Annotated in this window: 19 protein-coding genes; 9 read left to right on the top strand and 10 right to left on the bottom strand. The window is 54.9% G+C overall.

Going from position 1 to position 19125, the window contains the following annotated elements; genetic code table 11:
* The first annotated feature begins 41 nt into the window (after window positions 1–41).
* The 4 genes from glyQ (at window position 42) to ACA052_RS00140 (ending at window position 4448) form a co-directional block, all read left to right on the top strand.
* Entirely contained in the window at window positions 42–995 is a 954-nt protein-coding gene (gene glyQ / locus ACA052_RS00155; RefSeq protein WP_008155694.1) for a glycine--tRNA ligase subunit alpha, read from the top strand.
* A complete protein-coding gene (gene glyS, locus ACA052_RS00150; protein ID WP_497647862.1) occupies window positions 992–3046 on the top strand; it encodes a glycine--tRNA ligase subunit beta in 2055 nt (684 codons plus the stop codon). The genes glyQ and glyS overlap by 4 nt, the downstream gene beginning before the upstream one ends.
* Window positions 3047–3052: 6 nt before the next feature.
* Window positions 3053–3586, top strand: a complete 534-nt coding sequence (gmhB, locus tag ACA052_RS00145; protein WP_497647861.1) for a D-glycero-beta-D-manno-heptose 1,7-bisphosphate 7-phosphatase — start codon at window positions 3053–3055, stop codon at window positions 3584–3586.
* Between the two features lie 82 nt (window positions 3587–3668).
* Window positions 3669–4448 carry a lysophospholipid acyltransferase family protein gene (locus ACA052_RS00140; protein WP_497647860.1) on the top strand — a complete coding sequence of 260 codons (780 nt, stop codon included), beginning with the start codon at window positions 3669–3671 and terminating at the stop codon, window positions 4446–4448.
* A gap of 548 nt (window positions 4449–4996) precedes the next feature.
* On the opposite strand, the gene ACA052_RS00135 is transcribed toward ACA052_RS00140, so the two are convergent.
* The 3 genes from ACA052_RS00135 to ACA052_RS00125 form a co-directional block, all read right to left on the bottom strand.
* On the bottom strand, window positions 4997–7369 hold the full coding sequence (locus tag ACA052_RS00135; RefSeq protein ID WP_497647859.1) for a TOTE conflict system archaeo-eukaryotic primase domain-containing protein: 2373 nt from the start codon (window positions 7367–7369) through the stop codon (window positions 4997–4999).
* 128 nt (window positions 7370–7497) lie between these two features.
* On the bottom strand, window positions 7498–8355 hold the full coding sequence (locus ACA052_RS00130) for an Nmad3 family putative nucleotide modification protein (RefSeq protein WP_490182506.1): 858 nt from the start codon (window positions 8353–8355) through the stop codon (window positions 7498–7500).
* Entirely contained in the window at window positions 8340–9014 is a 675-nt protein-coding gene (locus ACA052_RS00125) for an Nmad2 family putative nucleotide modification protein (protein WP_497647858.1), read from the bottom strand. The genes ACA052_RS00130 and ACA052_RS00125 overlap by 16 nt, the downstream gene beginning before the upstream one ends.
* Window positions 9015–9371: 357 nt before the next feature.
* On the opposite strand from ACA052_RS00125, the gene ACA052_RS00120 reads away from it, so the two are divergent.
* Both ACA052_RS00120 and ACA052_RS00115 read left to right on the top strand, forming a co-directional pair.
* The gene (locus ACA052_RS00120; protein ID WP_020333669.1) at window positions 9372–9698 is read left to right on the top strand and encodes a helix-turn-helix domain-containing protein; all 327 of its coding nucleotides are present in this window, start codon (window positions 9372–9374) and stop codon (window positions 9696–9698) included.
* A 140-nt stretch (window positions 9699–9838) separates the two neighbouring features.
* On the top strand, window positions 9839–10291 hold the full coding sequence (locus ACA052_RS00115) for an ImmA/IrrE family metallo-endopeptidase (protein WP_202884430.1): 453 nt from the start codon (window positions 9839–9841) through the stop codon (window positions 10289–10291).
* Between the two features lie 413 nt (window positions 10292–10704).
* Here the strand turns inward: ACA052_RS00115 and ACA052_RS00110 are convergent, their stop codons facing one another.
* From ACA052_RS00110 to ACA052_RS00100, 3 genes are all read right to left on the bottom strand, one after another.
* Window positions 10705–12048 carry a DNA-processing protein DprA gene (locus tag ACA052_RS00110; protein WP_497647857.1) on the bottom strand — a complete coding sequence of 448 codons (1344 nt, stop codon included), beginning with the start codon at window positions 12046–12048 and terminating at the stop codon, window positions 10705–10707.
* On the bottom strand, window positions 12048–14144 hold the full coding sequence (locus tag ACA052_RS00105; protein ID WP_497647856.1) for a RecQ family ATP-dependent DNA helicase: 2097 nt from the start codon (window positions 14142–14144) through the stop codon (window positions 12048–12050). The genes ACA052_RS00110 and ACA052_RS00105 overlap by 1 nt, the downstream gene beginning before the upstream one ends.
* A gap of 269 nt (window positions 14145–14413) precedes the next feature.
* A complete protein-coding gene (locus ACA052_RS00100; protein WP_497647855.1) occupies window positions 14414–15550 on the bottom strand; it encodes a hypothetical protein in 1137 nt (378 codons plus the stop codon).
* 237 nt (window positions 15551–15787) lie between these two features.
* On the opposite strand from ACA052_RS00100, the gene ACA052_RS00095 reads away from it, so the two are divergent.
* The 3 genes from ACA052_RS00095 to ACA052_RS00085 all read left to right on the top strand — a co-directional run bounded on the left by ACA052_RS00095 (window position 15788) and on the right by ACA052_RS00085 (window position 17231).
* Window positions 15788–16213, top strand: coding sequence for a hypothetical protein (locus tag ACA052_RS00095; RefSeq protein WP_497647854.1), 426 nt, complete (start codon window positions 15788–15790; stop codon window positions 16211–16213).
* A gap of 86 nt (window positions 16214–16299) precedes the next feature.
* Window positions 16300–16869, top strand: coding sequence for a hypothetical protein (locus tag ACA052_RS00090; protein WP_497647853.1), 570 nt, complete (start codon window positions 16300–16302; stop codon window positions 16867–16869).
* A 68-nt stretch (window positions 16870–16937) separates the two neighbouring features.
* Complete coding sequence (locus ACA052_RS00085; protein WP_497647852.1) at window positions 16938–17231, top strand: hypothetical protein; 294 nt, start codon at window positions 16938–16940, stop codon at window positions 17229–17231.
* A 73-nt stretch (window positions 17232–17304) separates the two neighbouring features.
* On the opposite strand, the gene ACA052_RS00080 is transcribed toward ACA052_RS00085, so the two are convergent.
* The 4 genes from ACA052_RS00080 to ACA052_RS00065 form a co-directional block, all read right to left on the bottom strand.
* Window positions 17305–17523 carry an AbrB/MazE/SpoVT family DNA-binding domain-containing protein gene (locus ACA052_RS00080; RefSeq protein WP_497647851.1) on the bottom strand — a complete coding sequence of 73 codons (219 nt, stop codon included), beginning with the start codon at window positions 17521–17523 and terminating at the stop codon, window positions 17305–17307.
* 113 nt (window positions 17524–17636) lie between these two features.
* Window positions 17637–18074, bottom strand: a complete 438-nt coding sequence (locus tag ACA052_RS00075; RefSeq protein WP_497647850.1) for an Xre family toxin-antitoxin system antitoxin — start codon at window positions 18072–18074, stop codon at window positions 17637–17639.
* Window positions 18075–18101: 27 nt separating this feature from the next.
* Complete coding sequence (locus ACA052_RS00070) at window positions 18102–18416, bottom strand: hypothetical protein (RefSeq protein ID WP_497647849.1); 315 nt, start codon at window positions 18414–18416, stop codon at window positions 18102–18104.
* Window positions 18417–18742: 326 nt separating this feature from the next.
* Window positions 18743–19099: a hypothetical protein gene (locus ACA052_RS00065; RefSeq protein ID WP_497647848.1), complete on the bottom strand. Its 357-nt coding sequence runs from the start codon at window positions 19097–19099 to the stop codon at window positions 18743–18745.
* Between the last annotated feature and the right edge of the window lie 26 nt (window positions 19100–19125).

Raw genomic sequence — 19125 nt, 5'->3', positions numbered from 1 at the left:
TCCCGCTCTTTAAATCGCAGCCCAAGAAACAGGTGAATTTCGTGAGCCAGCCTACGCCAGCCGTGCGTACCTTCCAAGACTTGATCCTCGCCCTCCAGCAATACTGGGCCGAGCAAGGTTGCGTGGTACTTCAGCCCTACGATATGGAAGTAGGCGCCGGGACTTTCCACACTGCCACGTTTCTGCGCGCCATCGGCCCGGAAACCTGGAACGCCGCTTATGTGCAGCCCAGTCGTCGCCCGACTGACGGCCGCTACGGCGAAAACCCGAACCGCCTGCAGCACTACTACCAGTTCCAGGTCGTCCTGAAGCCGAACCCGGACAACTTCCAGGAACTGTATCTGGGCTCCCTCAAGCACGTCGGCCTGGACCCGTTGGTCCACGACATTCGCTTCGTTGAAGACAACTGGGAATCGCCGACCCTGGGCGCCTGGGGCCTGGGCTGGGAAGTCTGGCTCAACGGCATGGAAGTGACGCAGTTCACTTACTTCCAGCAAGCGGGCGGCATCGAGTGCTACCCGGTGACCGGCGAGATCACTTACGGTCTTGAGCGCCTGGCCATGTACCTGCAAGGCGTGGACTCGGTCTACGACCTGGTCTGGGCTGACGGCCCGATGGGCAAAGTGACCTACGGCGACGTGTTCCACCAGAACGAAGTGGAGCAGTCGACGTACAACTTCGAACACGCGAACGTCGAGAAGCTGTTCGAATTGTTCGACTTCTACGAAAGCGAAGCCAAGCGCCTGATCGAACTCGACCAGCCGCTGCCGTTGCCGAGCTACGAAATGGTGTTGAAGGCCTCCCATACCTTCAATCTGCTGGATGCGCGCCGGGCGATCTCGGTGACTGCGCGCCAGCAATACATTCTGCGAGTGCGCACCCTGGCGCGTTCCGTTGCGCAAGCCTACCTGCTGGCTCGCGCCAAGCTGGGCTTCCCGATGGCGACCCCGGACCTGCGTGATGAAGTGTTGGCTAAGCTGGAGGCTGCACAATGAGTGCTCAAGATTTCCTGGTTGAACTGGGCACCGAAGAACTGCCACCCAAAGCCCTGAACACCTTGGCCGACGCGTTCCTCGCGGGTATCGACAAGGGCCTGCAAGCCGCAGGCCTGAATTACGAGACCAAAACCGTCTACGCCGCGCCACGTCGTTTGGCCGTGCTGATCACCTCGCTGTCCACCCAGCAGCCGGATCGCAGCATCAACCTCGACGGCCCGCCACGTCAGGCCGCGTTCGATGCCGACGGCAACCCGACTCAAGCCGCCTTGGGCTTCGCCAAGAAGTGCGGCGTCGACCTGAGCGAAATCGATCAGAGCGGCCCGAAACTGCGTTACAGCCAAAGCATCGCCGGCAAACCCACCGCGAGCCTGCTGCCGACCATCGTCGAAGATTCCCTGAACGACCTGCCGATTCCGAAGCGCATGCGCTGGGGCGCGCGCAAGGAAGAATTCGTTCGCCCGACCCAATGGCTGGTAATGCTGCTCGGTGACCAGGTCATCGATTGCACGATCCTCGCCCAGAAGGCGGGTCGCGATTCCCGTGGTCACCGCTTCCATCACCCGCAAAGCGTGCGCATCACTTCGCCGGCCAACTACCTGAGCGACCTGCGTGCCGCTTACGTGCTGGCCGATGCCAACGAGCGTCGCGAAATCATCAGCAAGCGCACCGAAGAGCTGGCGACCCTGCAGGAAGGTACTGCAATCGTTCCGCCAGCGCTGCTCGACGAAGTGACCGCGCTGGTTGAATGGCCGGTGCCGCTGGTGTGCTCGTTCGAAGAACGTTTCCTCGACGTGCCGCAAGAAGCGCTGATCACCACCATGCAGGACAACCAGAAGTATTTCTGCCTGCTGGATGCCGACGGCAAGTTGCTGCCACGTTTCATTACCGTGGCCAACATCGAAAGCAAAGACCCGCAGCAGATCATCGCCGGTAACGAGAAAGTGGTTCGCCCACGCCTGACCGACGCCGAGTTCTTCTTCAAGCAAGACAAGAAGCAGAAACTCGAAGACTTCAACCTGCGCCTGCAAAACGTGGTGTTCCAGGAAAAACTCGGCAGCGTCTACGACAAGGCCGAGCGTGTTTCCAAACTGGCGGCGTTCATCGCCCAGCGCATTGGCGGCAACGCGGCATGGGCTTCCCGTGCCGGCCTGCTGTCCAAGTGCGACCTGGCGACCGAGATGGTCGGTGAGTTCCCGGAGATGCAAGGTGTCGCCGGTTACTACTACGCCCTCAACGACGGCGAGCCGCAAGATGTGGCCCTGGCGCTGAACGAGCAATACATGCCGCGTGGTGCCGGCGCTGAACTGCCGACCACCCTGACCGGTGCCGCCGTGGCCATCGCCGACAAGCTCGACACGTTGGTCGGCATCTTCGGCATCGGCATGCTGCCGACCGGTAGCAAAGACCCGTATGCCCTGCGCCGTGCTGCTCTCGGCGTATTGCGCATCCTGATCGACAAGAAGCTCGACCTCGACCTGAACGACGCCGTGGCCTTCGCCGTGAATGCGTTCGGTACCAAGGTCAAGGCTGCCGGCCTTAACGATTCGGTGCTGGAGTTTATCTTCGACCGTCTGCGTGCCCGTTACGAAGACGAAGGTGTCGACGTGGGCACTTACCTGTCGGTGCGTGCCCTGAAACCGGGTTCGGCACTGGACTTCGACCAGCGTGTTCAAGCGGTAGAAGCCTTCCGCAAATTGCCGGAAGCGGCGGCGCTGGCTGCGGTGAACAAGCGCGTTTCGAACCTGCTCAGCAAGGTTGAAGGCTCGGTTCCATCGGTCGTCGAAGCCAAGTACTTCGACAACGCCAACGAGTTCTCCTTGTACTCGGCGATCCAGCAGGCTGACCAGGCTGTTCAGCCGATGGCAGCAGCGCGTCAGTACAGCGAATCGCTGGCGCGCCTGGCGGCCTTGCGCGAGCCGGTGGATGCGTTCTTCGAAGCGGTCATGGTCAACGCTGAAGATGCCAAGGTCCGTGCCAACCGCTATGCGCTGCTGGCGCGTCTGCGTGGCTTGTTCCTCGGCGTCGCCGATATTTCGATGTTGGGGTAACACTGTTTGAAACTGCTGATTCTCGATCGGGACGGGGTGATCAATTACGACTCCGACGCTTACATCAAGTCGGTGCAGGAGTGGATTCCGCTCCCCGGTTCGATCGCAGCCATCGCGCAGTTGAGCAAGGCCGGCTGGACGATAGCGGTCGCTACCAACCAGTCGGGCATCGCTCGCGGCTATTACGACATCGCCGCCCTGGACGCCATGCACGAGCGCATGCGCTCGCTCGTGGCGGAGCAGGGCGGTGAAGTCGGGCTGATCGTCTATTGCCCACACGGGCCGGACGAAGGCTGCGATTGCCGCAAGCCGAAACCCGGGATGTTGAAAACCATCGCCACGCATTACAACGTATCGCTGACTGATCTATGGTTCGTCGGCGACAGTCTCGGTGACCTGGAAGCCGCCAAAGCCGTCGATTCTCAGCCAGTTTTGGTAAAGACCGGGAAAGGCGAAATAACCTTGGGCAAGACCCTGCCGGTAGGCACCTTGATTTTTGACGATCTAGCGGCGATTGCCGCAGAACTTATCCACAATTAGAGCGCTTTCGAGATTCCTGACCAAGGATTGTTCGGGATTGCGCTTTATATAGACGGGCAGAGCCCGCACGGTAAACGTCGCCATGTCGATATTCCAGGCCATCAGAACCTTCCTCTTTTACCTGCTGCTGGGCACCAGCTCTTTGCTCTGGTGCAGCCTGAGCTTTTTTATCGCGCCGTTTTTGCCATTCAAGGCACGCTATCGCTTCATCAACGTCTACTGGTGCCGCTGCGCCTTGTGGCTGAGCAAAGTCTTTCTGGGCATCAGCTATGAAATCAAAGGCGCCGAGAACGTACCTGACCAGCCCTGTGTGATTCAGTCGAACCACCAGAGCACTTGGGAGACTTTTTTTCTCTCTGCGTATTTCCAGCCTTTGAGCCAGGTACTTAAGCGCTCTTTGCTATTTGTACCGTTCTTTGGTTGGGCCATGGCCATGCTACGACCGATCGCCATTGATCGTGACAACCCTAAAGCAGCGCTCAAACATGTGGCGAAGAAGGGCGATGAGCTGCTTAAGGATGGTGTCTGGGTACTGATCTTCCCTGAGGGGACGCGAGTGCCCTATGGCACTGTCGGAAAATTCTCTCGCGGTGGTACAGCTTTGGCGGTCAACGCCGAACTTCCGGTACTACCGATTGCGCACAATGCCGGCAAATTCTGGCCGAAAACCGGTTGGGCGAAGAAGCAAGGCGTGATCACTGTCATCATCGGCGAACCGATGTACCCAGAAGGCAGTGGCCCTCGAGCCATCGCCGCACTGAACGACCGGGTTCAAGCCTGGAACGAGAAAATGCAGCGCGAAATGGGCTCGCTTCCACCCGCTCCACAAGCCCCGGCCGCCACTGATCAAGTGGCTGTCTGAGTTCTGTGGATAACCTGTGTACCGTTTCGTTGAAAAGCGTCGAATTTTGTTTTTAAGTTAATGATTTATATACATATTTCATAACGGACTAAAATCAGGAAAAAGGTGCATAAGTTTTTTTCGGGCGCAAAAAAACCGGCTGATATAGCCGGTTTTTTTATGTGCGGGATTCGGATATTTCACGCATCAAAAGATCGCAGCCTGCGGCAGCTCCTACCTGTATTTATGTTCCACCTGTAGGAGCTGTCGCAGGCTGCGATCTTTTGATTTTTACAAATAAAAAGGCCAACGCTTGCGCGTTGGCCTTTTTCATTAGCAGGCTCTCGCTGGATGTCGATGGGCATATTAAGTGTCATGGCTACCCTAGGTGGAATCAGGGTTCCACGTGGAACATGGGCACCATAAATGTCGCATTTGAGCCACGATAAGTGTCGTACTGCGGTTATTTGACCATATTAAATGTCGTTTCCGGAAGCAGCATCCTCACCGTACTGAAGGAGCTTGCTGGCTGCATCCAAAATCGAAATCCAAAGGGACCGACTGTGCTGCTAGAGCAAGTCCATAGTGGCTAGAGAGTCAGCCATTCGGTACCCCATCGCTTTGTAGCCCGCCTGCCGCTTATCCCACATCCTCATCAACGCGACATTACCCGCGTCTACGAAGTCGATCACTCGCACGTCGGCCTTATCGGCATGCGCTCGATGCAACCGGCCTGCGTATTGCTGAAGAATTCCTTTCCAAGAGATAGGCATTGCCAGCACCAATGTGTCCAATGCTGGATGATCGAAGCCTTCACCAACTAGCTTTCCAGTTGCAACGAGGACGCGTGGAGCATCAGGTGGCAGTGAGTCAAGATCGTGCATGCGGGCGATTCGCTGCTTTTTTGGCACACGCCCATGAAGTGTAAAAAGGTTATGCACGCGCCCCTTCAATTCAGTCTCAAGTGCATCCACATGTTCAGTACGCTCAGTCAGCACCAAAATCTTCCTACCTTGGCTAAAGGCTAGCTCAACCTCGGAGACAATTTTGGCTGTACGCTCGACATCGTCGGCTAAACGTCGAAATACATCCTGAATCCCTGAGCCATCGGGGACGACAATGGGCTTGGAAAGTAATCGGGGCACCACAGACAAATCATGAGGGGCACTTGCCGGTCGAGTAGCAGAGTGCCGGATCGGTCCGCATTGCATAAAGATGATAGGTTGCTGCCCATCACGTCGTATTGGAGTTGCTGTAAGTCCCACCACATACTTTGCAACAGCACTTCTCAGTAACGACTCGAACGAGACCGCTGACACGTGATGGCATTCATCAACTATGATCTGGCCGTAGTTTTTTACCGTATCGCTGACCTCACCCTTTCGCGATAAAGACTGCATTACAGCGATATCGATGGCACCTGTGGGTTTTGCCTTTCCACCACCGATAGTACCCACGACTTCATTGCCAACACCTAGAAATGCATGCAAACGCTCTTGCCATTGCCGTAGCAGCTCAGTCCTATGCACGAGCACCAACGTGTTCACACTACGCTTCGCTATCAACGCGGCGGCAGTTACGGTTTTGCCAAATGCTGTCGGCGCACACAGGATACCGACGTCATGACTAAGCATCGAGCTGACCGCAACTTCCTGATCAGAACGCAACGTGCCGAGAAAGCTCACGTCGATGGGGTCGCCCGCAAAGCGTTCATCTTGGAACTCAGCGGTGATTCCATTTTCCTCCAGAAGCTCCAGAGCCGCATCCAAGCATCCCCGTGGTAAGGCGATGTGTTTAGGGAAATTTTGCGCGCAGCCAATGATCCGAGGCTTGTTCCAGACGGACATTCGCATTGCCTGGGCTTTATAAAACTCAGGATTTTGAAATGCCGCGAGTCGGACAAGCTGGTTTGCCAAGGGTTGCGGTAACTCCGATTTTTCGAAGTACACCAGGTTTGCCAATGTGATACGGAGAGACGCAGGTAACGGGCAAGTCAACTTATGCGATCTCGTATCGCGGCCTTTCCAAGGCTCTGCATCCCCCTCGTCCTCGACATACGCGACGCCTACAGGATCACGGTTACCCATCGCCCGGATAATAGCCGGCTCAATATCCCCAGGGCTCATCCGCTGAATGGAGGCCAGAAAGGCCCATTGATCGGAATGAGGTTCCAGTGACTCATCTACAAATACGCTGTTATTTTGCGCCCTTGCACGCTTTTGCAAAGGCAGAGCAATGAGGTTCCCAAAGCCACCCTTCGGCATATAGTCCTGGTTCGGAAACAGTCGATCATAGGAACTGAGTGCCAATTGGCGAGTACGCTCACAGGCATGACTGATGATCGAAGCACCTAGGCGGCGTGCATCAAAAGCAGAAACATTACGGTCGAAAAAAATCCACGCATGAGCACCATTGCCTGAGCGTGAAATCTCCAATGCCACTGGGACATTTAGCTCATGACACGACTGAAAAAAAGCTCGGGCATCATCACGCCATTCAGCCTCATCGAAGTCGACGGCCAGAAAGTAACAGGTGTCATCAGGGAGCAAAGGATAGATACCAACCACCACGTCGCCTGCCAAGTGACGAAAAATCACCTCATCAGTCAGCGGCAGCAATTGACGATTGCCGCAATCGCCACATTTGATTCGCGGCTTCTCACAAACCCCAGGGCGCCATTCGTTAGCACAGGCAGGCGCGTATCCTGACTTGCCGGCCTTGCTTTCCCAACGGATGGGATAAACGTCGGCTCTACCGCGAAACAGGTTTCTGAATAGGTCAACCTTGGCATCTGTATTGAGCAGCCGCGAAGCCTCAATTTGAGCAACCGGTATCTTCACCGGCTCAACAGGCAGGTGCCAATCAATCCCATGAGCGTCAAGCAAGGCAATTAGCCTCGCGTTCTCAGCTTGTAATGTCGCCAGCAGATTGGCGTCTGTCACAGCTTTCCACCTCTACCATTCAGAACCAGCGCACAACCCAGCGCTGCTGACCTCAATCCAACAGAAACATAGTGGTTATCAAAAGTCCAAGATTCTGATCTCGCATCCACGATGCTTGAGCGGCGTCTCTAATGTCCAACGACTTCAAGCAGTCCCTTAATCCACGCGATGGGCTCCGGCTTTCCTTTGGAGTCAAACACAAACTCTTGCCCTCGCGCTGCGCTTTTGAGAAGACAGAATTCCCCATCGGAAGTCCAACGATTCAGGTCTGGATGGAAGCTCAACATAGATATTCCGTCACTAGGGAACAACCAAGACGGCATCCTCCATTGAGTTTGGTTTAGAGCACCTGGTGCTGTGAGCATCAGGGTGTCATGAATATGGGGAAACACCCCTGCACCAGGAGTATTCGTCAGCTGCCCATCGAAAACCAAATGGTCAGCTGCCAAATACAACGTGTTCGCCTTGTCTTTACCATAAGAGAAGTGGGGGTGATAGCGCGCCCAGGGAATGGCCGTCTCAGCTAAATCATCCACTTTCAAAATTTCTCCGACTTGCAGCCATCCCCAGATAATGTGCCGAGCGGGTTCACTTCTAATGAATCTCCAGACACCATCAATTTTTTCGACGGTCCGAAAAGAACCAAAGAAAATGAAGATATCCCCAGCCTGTACCTTTTGATTGAGCAGGTGCCCCTGTGCGCTACCAGTTTGACCGAGTACAGGCCTCCATCCAGGCTGCCGTTTCAAGGCTGTGTGACGCAAATCGGGATCTAGATGGGCGAAATGTCGCACACGCTTCGGATCATCTGTTAATTGCGCAACAAGCTCACCCACATCAAGCCCATCGAACTGGATTTCGGAATATCCAATAGACGAAGCTTTGTCTGGGATAGGTAGGGAAAACAAGCGTCCATCCGGCAGGATTGGACTGGGGCAACCACCGGCAGCTGAATCAAAACCCTTTCGACTTAAGATGATCCGCATTGACGTCCTCCACAGGGAGTTTTGTTCAGCACTTCGTCTTCCGGCCAATCCGTCGGGTTGCTATGTCGCCCTGGCTGATAGCGCTCTTTAATGTATTGGATGAAACGCAAGGCCTGTTCAGGTGGCGTCAAACGCCCGTGTGCTGACTGCCCCTTCGGTAACCATGGCCGACACTCGACGGGAATGCTTATTGCGCGAGCGCCAAAGTAGTAAAACGTATCCGCCACCAGAACGTACTGACCTGAAATGTCTCGTTTTAGGTCAAATTCGCTAGGCCCAGAATCAGCCCAGTGGTTCGGATTTTTGAGCTGTTCGAAGTGTGAAAACTCGCATGCACCGGTTACCAAGGGACGGTAAATATTGTCGCCTGCCTTGGGTATAGGGCCAGGCAGTTGCATGTCCGGAATCTTGTCTTGAAAACGATGATCGTTGAAGTAATCACGCAAATGACGCTTCTCACCAATCCGCATCAGATAAATCAATCGCTCTTCGCCGACGCGATCACCGGTCAGCGCAACTGACGTGAAACCTGCAATCCATTGGCCTTCATCCTTAGTCCGGCGAATCATGGGTTTACAGGTCGCAAGGGTGAGTGTGTAGCCAAACGGGTTAGGCGCGAACCCCGTATCGTGGGTCATCTTGTAGCTGAATAGTTGCATCAAGACCTCCCCCTAATCTGTATTGCAATCTGCCTTCCGGGCTTCAGGAGGCGCACGAGGTGGTGTTATCAAGCGGTGTAATTCTGAGAGTCAAAGTGAATCGTTCAATACATCGCACTGACGAAAGAAGCCCTATTCATCGATTCTGGTATGACCCACCTCAACATGACTGAACCGATTCCAATCTCGGTGGAGTCAAATATGAAGTCAACTACATTGACGGCACGAATCTTCACAGCTACTATCTTCTCTAAATAGAGAATAAAGATTCTTGATAGAAAAGCTGGGGTATCGCAGGGGAACCGAGGTGGGAATATGAGACTGACACCGTTTGGAGAAGCTGTACGGCTGCTTCGAATGAAATTCGATCTATCCCTGAAGGCGATGGCTGAGGCCATGGGGATTAGCTCGGCTCATCTGAGCGGCATCGAGTATGGTGAAAAAAGACTTTCGGATAAGCACATTGAAGCGGCATTGGAGTTTTTTGCTAGTCGTGCAACTGATGAACAGATCCGCCAGCTAAGAATTTCCGCAGAACAATCGAAGGATGTGGTGAGCACTGCTGAGCTTGACTCCAACGCAAGGGGTCTAGTGGCGGCATTCGCTAGGCGCCTGCAAGAAGGAGCTACTCCGGGTGACGACATAGTGAATTGGGTAAACCGAAGGACGTCAAAAGAGGATTGACAGTGACAACACTCTACTCGAATGGGAATTTACGAAGTCCATCGGGCCTGAGAGTCAGCCCACACAGCTATGGCTCTCTAGAAGAGGTAGCGTTGGGAGTCCGAAAGGTACTTCCAACTCTCCAAGGAGAGACATATAGCTTGGATTGCTGCCGAATCTTAGAGCACACCCTTCCTCAAGCTGGCTTCAATTACAGAATTGAAGAGGTTGCGGAGCTGGATGAATGCGCAGCATTTACCATCCCGGACCAGGGACTCGTAGTCGTCAGAGAAGACATCTACGAATTGCTTCAGAAAGGAAATGTATTTGGACGAAGCACCGTCATTCATGAGATGGCGCACATCGTGCTCAAGCACGCGGCAAAATTGCACCGAGGAGCACAGCTGAAAAAGCACCAGTTTTACGAAGACTCTGAATGGCAAGCCAAGGCTCTAACGGCAGCAATTATGATGCCCCTAGAAGCATGTAAAGAGGCAGAGTCCGCCGAACACCTAGCAAAAATTTGTGGAACCAGCGTTCAAAGCGCTCGCTTCAGAATTGATCGATTGGTTAAGGAAGGCAAAATTACGGGTCAAAGGAGTCTATTTATCTAATAAATAGACTCTAGAGAAAAAGCCCAAGAAGTGCCGCAAACACTTCTGGGCCTTGGTGAGGTGAAAAAGGGTCAACCAAACCACCCTGATCTCTGCACCGATGTCTTGAGGAAGACGCCGGGAGTGTAGTACCAGCAGTAGGTCAGGGCAAGCAAAAACCCTTCAATTTTCACGGGAGGGCCTCACATGGCTTACTCAACAGTGAAGAGCGTTTGGGTGCGTCAGTACCGCCGGTTCCGCTTTGGGCGATGGGAAAGCGTTTGCCAGCACTGGCGCTCGCATCCTGACCAATTGTCTTTGTTCTGACGAACGGCAGGTGAATAGGCAGGCCTTCCGGGGTCTGCTTTTACCGTTCTATTTGCGCCGCAAGTGAGTAGCTGCTCATGCCCGTAGAAAAAAACATGTCTAAAAATTCAATCAATACCTAATCCCAACTGTTGCTTAACCCGTAGGGATTGATAACGAACAGGCTTGGTCAACTTTTTTACCACCCCTTCATCAGCCGCCTGGGCCAACCATTGAACAACCAGCGATTTGGGAAGCTCAAAACGTTCAGCGAGTGATTCAGTTGTATGAGGCTCGTCCATCTTCTCCAACTTCTGAAGAAAAAAACGATAGAAGCTTAGCTCGAAAGGCTCTTCCTTCAACAGGGGGACCTCTTCACTATCCAACCCACGTAGCCCTCCACTATCTGCAATGACCGACGCAGGACGTTTTGACGCGAGAGCATGATTCTGCTTTGAAGGCTGTTCTAGGCCAGCGATGTCCCTACGAACATCTTCTTTGAAGGTGCTCTTGACTGACAACAGATCATCACTGGACACAGAAGAAGTCGCTACAGGTGCTGACAGCGCCACGGTGGCTAGCTCATCAAGCTTATCGCTACACCAATGTCCGCCCCTGTTTACAAGTTCTGCGTTGCCTGCATTAAGGTCCGAGGTCCTCTTCACCCACAGAGGTATCCACCCATGCTTGAGGTTTTCTATAGCACCATTCCAAGTGCCTCCCTTGATACCTGAATGAACAACCAGTGCAGCTTGGCTGAGGCAATAAATATATTTATTACGGGCCATAGCGTTGCCCGCATTAAAACCCGCCTCTGGATGAAAGGGTGAAATGAGTACTAGATTGTTACTCATCAAACCACTACGCCATTTCGACGAAGTTACTGCCTTCAATAGGCTATCAGCCATCACGCCACAAGCCGTACCTTCGATCTCCAAACATCCAAGCATTGCCGCCTCATCCACACCTCTTGCACCGCCGGAAACCACCGAAATACCCGCCTCGGCAAACGTTTGTCCGGCCTTCCGGGTGAAATCTAGATCAGCGTCCACCGCGTTGCGCGAACCTATGATTGCAATACTTGCCAGGTTCAACAACTTAGCGTTACCGCAGCCAAACAACACAGGAGGGGCATCTGTACGCAGGTACTTTTTCAGCCTCCAAGGATAATCCTGATCCGAACGAGTGAGGACCCAGATACCCGCTCGACTCCATTTCTCCATTGCTAAGGCCAACGCATGGCCACGCCCAAGCAACTGCTCAATACGCGATACAGGAATCTTGGTATCTGACCAACCTCGCAACAGTGCAAGAGAATCGAGCGCGAGCAACTGCGCAGGGGTGTTCCCCTGCTCATTCAACCATAAAGCGAAGCGCCCCCATTCGCTAGGCGAAAGAGGCTTGGCCTCTCCTGTGGCCTTAGAGAAATGAGCGGTGAGCAACAAAATTGCTTGGGTGTTAGGGTTAATCATTAGTCATGTGATGCCGTAGAAGAGAGAGCTGTCGGGTAAACCGGACCGCTTCCGGCTCGTCGGAGCAATGCTGCGATGACGGTTAGAGTCCATCCGGAGTCGACCATGTCATCGAGTAGCAGTACAGGTCCGTTTGGTACAGCCCCTACAATTTCAAATACTCCATCAAGATTCTGGCACTGATGGAAGCTATTTCGTTGCAGCTTTTGCGCTTCATTATGACGTGTCTTGCGTACGGCATCGAGAAACGGAATGTCGAGTCTCGCCGCGAGTCGGCGCGCAAAATTGGGTACAAGATCAGGGTGGCCAAAGGAGGGGACACAACATACCCACGTAGGAGCCGGCTCTGGTCGCCAGCGGTTGGCAATCATGTCCACCATCGCGTCCACTAGCGCATCGTCAAAATGATTTGATGCCTTCCCGTCAGCGACTCGCTGCCCCCATCCTGCATCACGCCAGCGCGACAACACTCGACCTTCCTGAGCCTGAATCTCCGGGGGGAGTCTATAAGGGAAGCCGTACCGCTGAAATGCACCTGAAGCTGTCTGTTTTCTGGGAGTAATCGGCATTTCAGCTTGACGTATATATGTCGCAGCGGCGTGCACCAATCCAGCGTCAGTTGCACCCGGTGCAATTGTCTCGCCAAGACAATTGGCACAGCGACCACAGGCCGCCGTTTCTGGGTCATCCAATGCCTCTCTTAGAAACGCCATCAAACAACCGCGCTCTTGCAGATACTCCTGAACCTGCTGCCACTCCTGCTCGCGCAACTCTGTCAGGCGAAGAATTCGCTCTTCGTCTAACTGATAATGAACAGGGGTACGACGCCACTGGGATCCCACCTTGATTAGAGGTGCTGGACTTTCAACACTGAGGTATTTGAGTACCTTTTCAATTTCTCGCTGCGCAAGGTTGGTATACCTCTCCAACGCTGGCACGCTTAGCCCATCAAAGCGGGTGAGCGCCTCAAGTACTTCCTCAACTTGCTCTGGCGAAGGGAACGCCGAGCGCCTGAAAAACGCATGAATATCTTCATCTTCCGGTCCAGAGAGCAGGACTCCCAGTGCGCGATCAATCGCTCGCCCGGCCCGCCCAACTTGCTGGTAATAGGAAACTATAGATCCTGGCGCCTGATAATGGATCACAAAACCCAAGTTGGGCTTGTCATACCCCATACCCAACGCACCGGTAGCGACCAACACCTTAAGGTCATCTTGTAGCAATCGATCCTCTAGGTGATGGCGATAGCTACTGATATCGGGGAAATTAGGATGCGTGATCTTGCTGTGGTACGCAGCTGCCTCTATTCCGTTTTTCATGAGCCAATCGGCGACCTGCTCGGCATCGTTTTGGGTAAGGGCGTAGACAATCCCAGTCCCATCCAGGTGAGGAATGTGCTGGGCCAGCCAAGCTAACCGCGATGCCTGATCAAGCTGGGGCAGCGTTTGCAAAGCCAAGCTCTCGCGCACTAAAGGTCCGCGTTGGATCGTGATCTCACCCAACTGATCGAGAATGTCGGTTACCACTCGGTCGTTAGCGGTGGCCGTGGTACCCAGAACAGCCGTATTAACCGGCAGCACACGCAGAATATTGACGATTCTTCGGTAGTCGGGCCTAAAGTCGTGACCCCAGTCGGAAATACAGTGGGCTTCATCAACAACTATCAAACCGATCCGCTGTGCAATCGGCTGTAGAACCTCATCCACGAATCCGTCATTGGCAAGTCGCTCGGGCGAGATCAACAAACAATCTACGCGATCAGCCAGGACCTCCTGCTTCGCTTGCTCCCAGTCGTCGCGGTTACTCGAATTCATGGTGATGGCCCGGATGCCCAAGCGATTGGCAGCCTCAATCTGATTACGCATTAGGGCTAAAAGGGGAGAAATAATAATTGTTAGGCCCATACCAAGGTCGCGCAAAATACGCGTGCTGATGAAATAGACCGAGCTTTTTCCCCACCCCGTACGCTGTACAACCAAAAGCTTCTGGCGCTGATTGACCAATGCATCAATCGCTTCCCATTGCCCATCGCGAAATTGTGCAGTTGGATCACTTAAAGCCGTCTTGAGCAACTGTTCTGCATCGTTGCGAGTCATCTTCGTCGTTCCTTCGTATGCTGGGGGCTTTCCGTACGCACTGATTACCTTCCCAACGGGGGAAGCAATCCAGCAGTTCCTCGATTGAGTCGGGCAGAGCCCAGAGGTTGTGATAAAAGCGCAGCAGAGCACACCCTGCTTTTACATTGCAATTGAATCCCACGCCAAAAGAAGGAAGCATGCTGCGCTGGGAGGATTCCGAGGCTGCTGAGGGCCCCTCGATGCAATTGGATCGTTGCCCTCCGACAAAACGCTCAGCATCGCAGTAGCTATCGAGGAATCACAATCTCTTCATCTAACACGTCCACCACGCCTGGTTTGAGGGGATCGATCCAGTCTGCTTTGGCGCGTCCCCAACGGAGCAGTTCGAGTTGCTCCATAGAATGCTCATGGCGTTCGGCGCTCTCTTCCAGAGCATTGAGATACTCACGAATGACTTGCGCCCGCCGCCAGTTCTGCGCATCGACTTCAAGTTTCGCCAGCCGCTGCTTTTCCGCGTCTTGTCGACGCTTTCGCTCTAGCGCAGCTTCGCGAACTCGCTGGCGCTCGGCGTCTTCAATCGCCTGACGTTCATTGCGGACTAAAAATTCCACCGCTCGGGTGGCCATTAGTCCCACCAGTTTATTGAGCTGCAATTCCACTGGCCGGCTATCTGAGTCAACAATTTTCCCTCCGTAACCTTCGTTTACCAGAACTTGCAGCCTACCGGAGGGGGTGAACTGCCATTTCGCCCAATAGCTCCATTCCCCTTTGGCCTGGGCCGCTAGCTCCTTGGCGGTAGGCTCATACTGGGAGCGCAGTGACGCTTCAAACAACCGCAAATGCAGGACATGGCCAAACATCAGAATCTCAACACGGTGCTTCCCTTGTTGAACGGTATACCCCCGTTTCTCCAAGGCTTTTAGCAGCGTGTCCGCCACTTTCAGTGCACGACTTTGTAATGCGGGAGAGACTGAAATATTCAGCCCGTTGCCGTGCGTCTGCGGCATTCCGCGCTGATCGATGATCGGTCGCACTAATGCCTCGCGAGCAGCCGCAATCACTGGATGCCACGCCTTGATGCGCTCCGGTACCACAATCTGGTTTTCCGGCTGCTGCTCAAAACTCAGCACGCGCTGAAGTCGGCTGTCGACGACTTCAGCGACCGGATTCTGAGCAGAGGTTGGTGCGACAGTGCGATACAAATAACCGGGATGGCCGGTGTATTCACGCAGCTTGGGGCGCGGGGACACGCGCTTACCCGCCTTGACCTTGGCCCAATGACCCCGTGGCGGGGTGGGGATTTGCAGGCGTGAGCAGAGCTTTTTCAGCCCAACATCGGACAAGCCGTAGCGCGGCGCGACCACCTGCACCGGCTCCGCCCAAACTTCCTCCAGCAACTTTGCCCGGTCATAGCGTTCCACCATTTAACTCATCCTCGATTATGCGCAGTGCAGTTCGACTCCGCCGGCCCCGCCCAGAAGCACACCGGGACAGCGGTCGAGCCCTCGGATCACACGCTAGGGCCCAAGCCTACCTAGCCCGTCACAGGGTAAACAACGCACAGCTGTAAACCAACGTGTTGATAAACAGGCGTTGACAGTCTCAATTAGCTCAAGTACCGTGCAGACCATATCAACCGTTTACCCAACAGGACATCCCCCATGGTCGACACCATCCAAACCGCTTTAAACCAACTCACTACCGAGGGTGACCTGATCCATGGCACCGCCGCCTTGGTCGAGAGCATCAAAACCCACACCCACCTCTCCTACAAAAAGATCGGCGACGCCGCCGGCGTGACGGAACAAGGCGTGCGCCGCTGGCGTGAAAACAACTCGGGCCAAGCCTCACGCGTTCAAGCCCTGGTGAACTTTGCCCAAACCCTCATCACTGCACCGGCGGGGGCTGCCGTACGAGCCGCTGCTGGCAACGCCGCCGATGCCCTGCGGGCCGTCACCCCATTGGCGGTCCAAACCTGCATCAAAGAGGGGCTGGAGACGCTGCTGGGCATCGGCCTCAGCGCCTGCACTATCGTAAAGCTTGAAACAGCCAATGGTAAAGTCACCATCGAACTGGCCCTGGAATAAGCCCCGCCGCTTGCAGCCCGGTGACCCGCACACGCTAAAGCACGGACGAACGTGCGCCCCTCTCAAAACCCTCAAAGGAATGCGCCATGGCCCGTACATTGTTGGATGTCCAACTCGCCCGACTGCTGTATCCGCTGCTCATTGAACTGGCCTCCGCCCGGCAGATCCTGACCTATGGTCAACTGATCGAACGCGCCCAAGCTCGTTACCCGGATGATCAACGGGTGGCCAACCTGATTCCGGTGCGCATGGGGCGCATTCTCTGGGTGATCTACGATTTTGTGGCAGAGCGCGACCTGCCGCGTTTGACCCTGATCATCGTCAGCGCCGGGGATCAGTACCCCGGCAGTGCCATGTGGCAGCACGATTGTCTAGCCGAACAACAACGCTGTTTTGCCTTTGACTGGTCCACGGCCGATCAGGCCTTTGACCTGTACGGCCAACACAGTGAAAAAGCGGTCACGCCCCTTCGGTGTGTACCGCGTGAGCAAGCGAAACAGCTGATGGCGGCCCACTACCACGACCCGCTGAATGTTTACCCGAGTGGCATTCGCGCTCTGCGCGAAGCCATTATCGAAAACATCATGAACGGCCTGTCGGTGGAGGAGGCGTTTCAAATCGAAGCGCAGCTACTGACACCGTCGACGCAGGCTTGAGGCCACGCGTCTTCGGCTTTTGAATCCGCTCCCCAAACCTGTTTGCCCCCCTCAAGAGGAACTCCGCGATGAACACGCTCCAATGGGATGTCGACACCCTCGCTTCGCTCGGACGTATTTTTTTGCGCAAGGTGATGAAGAATTTGCGATTTGCAGACTCAACCGTGCAGTTCGGTGAAATGGGGCAGGGCATCCAGCCCAACTACCAGGTGTGCTTCCCCAATGGCAACGTGAACACCTATCGCGGCGCCAATCACAAACCCTTTATGCCGCTAGGCACCTTCAACCGGGAACACATTTCCCAGCCGTTTTCATCTACGGATCTTCAGCGTGCCTTCGACGCCGCCGTCGCCGCGCGCTAGAGTAGCCAAACCGCTGCGCTGCCTCATCACGAGACTCAGCAGCGGTAGCCCTGCGCCCGCTAGTGGCATGGGCCTAGGACGACCAACCTGGCACTTGTGCGTCTGCCGGGGTATCTGCGATCAGCTCGTCCAGCGTCAGCTGTTTGCTTACTGGCCTGAGCACCAAGGTGTCGTGCTCGAATACGGCACAGTGCATGGCTGAGCCAGCCACCAAGTTGTTTTCCAACACAAACGCATTTGGCACGGTAAAAATCAGCGCCCCGTGCCAACGACGAAGAACAACTGTGCTCATGATTTAATCCTCAACAGGGTTGAACGCCGTCAGGCGCCATTCCATCCGATTCCTTCAGGTCCACTCGCCGCTACGACCCAAGGCGAGACAGGCGCGGCACGAAATCACCGACTTCAGCTTAAAACCCCGTGCTCGATTTGCCCCACCAACGTGAGTAGTGCGTGCCGCTCCACCTCAGTGCCGAGCATGTCGTTTGCGCAGCGGCCACCGAGGCCATACGTCGGCTTGCCCATCCATTCCTGGGCTTGAGCTACATTGCCTTCAAATAGGGCGTAGACGCGCGTGAGGACCACAACCAATTGAAAGAGCTGATCACTTTCGCCGGGCGTAAACCGTCCCGATTGACGTCGACGTCGCAGCGTTGAAGCGGGTATCGCCAGTCGCTCGCGTAGCTGCTTCGGCGTCAGCTGGAACTCTAGGCCCACACGCTCAAGGACGCAGAAGGGGAAACCCGCTCGAATCAGGCTCAGCAGTGCATCGCCTCGTGCAGGGATTCCCAAGCGTACCCAGCCTGCTTCCTCGGCACAGCCGTCAACGATCCAATAGCGCATGTTCACCCCCTGCCTGGATAGGCCACGTCAGTGCAGGCAATAACGCGAGCCGAGCCTCGCGGCCGTTTTGAACAAAGTCAGCAGATGCTCCAACGATTGTCGCCCGCCATGGGTGTGAAAATTGACGGCCAAAAAGCACTGATGGTCCGCCGTTTCGATCAAATAACGACGGTCATAGGCCAAAATCTGGGTAACTGCCTCCGAGAGAAATAGCGCGCCGTCCTGGTACTCATAATGTTTGTACACCGTGCCGACGAGACAACCGCAACAGATGCTGACGTCCATCAAATAACCGCTGATGCGGTGTTCGGGATACATCTCCAGCAGGGCGGTGAGGAGCATCTCTGTTTTTCGAGGCGATAACATAGTCATGACCCCAGGGCTGTTGAATGACGTGTGCAGATGTCTCGCGCCAACGGCGGACAAGGCCTGCACGCTTCCGTAAACCACGCTGCTTGCGTAAACCTGGGACGGTTACGCAGATAAACTGGTTTACGCCTGCTCGGGCTGAATGCCGGCGCAGCACGCAGACGGCTTTTGAGTGTCATGCAACACCGCGCTGTACCAATGGACATCGCTTCTCCCGTCAGGAACAACCGGGTTGAAGCCAACCGTTGCACCCGACGACAACCCACCGTTGCGACTCAGATCAGTCAACTTCTGGCCCTTCAATGGCAGTGACGCGCTGTCGGATGAACCCCTTTCAGCAAAATCTTGAGAAACGCGTCCAATGATCGACGGCCTCCAAGTCGGGCAAAACTGACGATCACGTAGAAGCTGCCGCTCGCTGTAACGCAGATCCAATGACATTCGCGCTGCTCAATGCGCAGAACATCATTGGTGCGGATCCTGTGCCCATCTTGCAACCAGCCGTCTGGCCTCGCGTGCACATGACCGTATACCTGCCCAACGCAACAGCAGGCAATCATCCGCACGTTGATCAGATACCCCGTCACGGGAGCCTCAAATTCAGTGCGCCTGGCGCGCGCCAGCTGGCGCAGGGCGTAATGACTGATAGGGGCCATTGCTTACCTCCGGAACCCGATTGAAG

Source organism: Pseudomonas sp. LBUM1644 (genome assembly GCF_059716195.1).
The sequence above is the reverse complement of the archived record's forward strand: the minus strand, read 5'-3'. Positions and strand labels throughout refer to the sequence as shown.

Excerpts from the sequence above, each read along its gene's own strand:
- glyS (WP_497647862.1), top strand. The coding sequence starts at position 992 with ATGAGTGCTCAAGATTTCCTGGTTGAACTGGGCACCGAAGAACTGCCA.
- ACA052_RS00140 (WP_497647860.1), top strand. The coding sequence starts at position 3,669 with ATGTCGATATTCCAGGCCATCAGAACCTTCCTCTTTTACCTGCTGCTG.
- ACA052_RS00130 (WP_490182506.1), bottom strand. The coding sequence starts at position 8,355 with ATGCGGATCATCTTAAGTCGAAAGGGTTTTGATTCAGCTGCCGGTGGT.
- ACA052_RS00125 (WP_497647858.1), bottom strand. The coding sequence starts at position 9,014 with ATGCAACTATTCAGCTACAAGATGACCCACGATACGGGGTTCGCGCCT.
- ACA052_RS00120 (WP_020333669.1), top strand. The coding sequence starts at position 9,372 with ATGAAATTCGATCTATCCCTGAAGGCGATGGCTGAGGCCATGGGGATT.
- ACA052_RS00110 (WP_497647857.1), bottom strand. The coding sequence starts at position 12,048 with ATGATTAACCCTAACACCCAAGCAATTTTGTTGCTCACCGCTCATTTC.
- ACA052_RS00105 (WP_497647856.1), bottom strand. The coding sequence starts at position 14,144 with ATGACTCGCAACGATGCAGAACAGTTGCTCAAGACGGCTTTAAGTGAT.
- ACA052_RS00100 (WP_497647855.1), bottom strand. The coding sequence starts at position 15,550 with ATGGTGGAACGCTATGACCGGGCAAAGTTGCTGGAGGAAGTTTGGGCG.
- ACA052_RS00095 (WP_497647854.1), top strand. The coding sequence starts at position 15,788 with ATGGTCGACACCATCCAAACCGCTTTAAACCAACTCACTACCGAGGGT.
- ACA052_RS00090 (WP_497647853.1), top strand. The coding sequence starts at position 16,300 with ATGGCCCGTACATTGTTGGATGTCCAACTCGCCCGACTGCTGTATCCG.
- ACA052_RS00085 (WP_497647852.1), top strand. The coding sequence starts at position 16,938 with ATGAACACGCTCCAATGGGATGTCGACACCCTCGCTTCGCTCGGACGT.
- ACA052_RS00080 (WP_497647851.1), bottom strand. The coding sequence starts at position 17,523 with ATGAGCACAGTTGTTCTTCGTCGTTGGCACGGGGCGCTGATTTTTACC.
- ACA052_RS00075 (WP_497647850.1), bottom strand. The coding sequence starts at position 18,074 with ATGCGCTATTGGATCGTTGACGGCTGTGCCGAGGAAGCAGGCTGGGTA.
- ACA052_RS00070 (WP_497647849.1), bottom strand. The coding sequence starts at position 18,416 with ATGCTCCTCACCGCCCTGCTGGAGATGTATCCCGAACACCGCATCAGC.
- ACA052_RS00065 (WP_497647848.1), bottom strand. The coding sequence starts at position 19,099 with ATGGCCCCTATCAGTCATTACGCCCTGCGCCAGCTGGCGCGCGCCAGG.